The organism is Thermoplasmatales archaeon (genome assembly GCA_014361245.1).
In the GTDB taxonomy this organism is placed as follows: domain Archaea; phylum Thermoplasmatota; class E2; order UBA202; family JdFR-43; genus JACIWB01.
This window is the reverse complement of the sequence record JACIWB010000104.1, coordinates 1-534: the sequence shown is the minus strand read 5'-3', so window position 1 is coordinate 534 and position 534 is coordinate 1. Positions and strand designations below refer to the sequence as shown.

At 36.3% G+C, this 534-nt stretch carries 1 protein-coding gene; it reads right to left on the bottom strand.

What is annotated here, in order from left to right:
• Positions 1 to 246: 246 nt before the first annotated feature.
• Positions 247 to 495, bottom strand: a complete 249-nt coding sequence (locus tag H5T45_07730) for a hypothetical protein (GenBank protein MBC7129587.1) — start codon at positions 493 to 495, stop codon at positions 247 to 249.
• Positions 496 to 534 lie beyond the last annotated feature (39 nt).

Below are 534 nucleotides of genomic sequence, written 5' to 3'. Positions count from 1 at the left end.
CGTCATCCTCTCTATTTTTTTATTGCCAATGGTTCTCTTTGCTTTCTCTACCAATGGCTCCACAGCAATATGCACTTTAATCCATCCTTTCCTCCCTCCATTTATGACGCATCCATTCTCCTCTGTTGGGGACTTTCATCCCTGTAAAATCAAGAGTAATTATCACGTCATTGCCAATGTCTTGTAAAGGAAGATCAATATGCATCTTTTGCAATCTTTTGCATATGGTTGAGTAGTCAGCTGCCTTCAGCTTTGGATATATTCAGGGAGCTTTCTCAAAAATCCTTCCATCTGGCGAAATGGAAGAAAAGCGATGTGAATGAAATCAAGGAATATCATGAAAGATTCTGGAAATTTATATGGTCTTCCTCTCTTTTTATAATTCATTTCATCAAGTTCTTTATTCCATGTTTCCATAAAATCCAGAGAAATGTACATTTCTTCTCTCCTCACCATTTGCTCATTATATTCTTTCCAATTTCTCTCGTCTGGCATCCTTATCTCTTCTTATAGAAATGCTGCAAAAATAAAAAA

What these genes read in the sequence shown, in the direction of transcription:
- H5T45_07730 (MBC7129587.1), bottom strand. Translation starts at nt 495, where the DNA reads ATGCCAGACGAGAGAAATTGGAAAGAATATAATGAGCAAATGGTGAGG.